Source organism: Pseudomonas sp. DE0010, from assembly GCF_007680745.1.
Lineage (GTDB): Bacteria > Pseudomonadota > Gammaproteobacteria > Pseudomonadales > Pseudomonadaceae > Aquipseudomonas > Aquipseudomonas parafulva_B.
In genome coordinates this window covers 1-268 of record NZ_VEJQ01000213.1, presented here as the reverse complement: position 1 = coordinate 268, position 268 = coordinate 1, and the positions used below count along the sequence as shown (strand labels likewise).

Sequence of the window (268 nt, the reverse complement as noted above, 5' to 3'; positions counted from 1 at the left end):
GCCACCTCCGCGGTTGGCGCCGCCATGGCGGAGGCGTAGGCCAGGCCGGTGGAGAGCCCCAGAGCGCCAGCGGCCAGGCTGTCGCGCAATTCGGCGCGCATGGCAGCGATCTCGGCAGGGGTGGCGGCACGCTGGAGATCGTCCAGGTGATTGCTGCGCAGCGCCGTGTGCCCGACCAGGGCGGCGACGTTGACGCCGGGACGGGCCTGCTCCACCGCCGCGCGATAGGCAGCAAAGGTGGGATAGCTGAAGGCTGCGGCCGGGCCCA

The 268-nt window shown here is 73.1% G+C and carries 1 pseudogene; it reads right to left on the bottom strand.

What is annotated here, in order from left to right:
* A pseudogene (locus FS767_RS22285) lies at positions 1-268 on the bottom strand (D-aminoacylase); the annotation flags it as partial.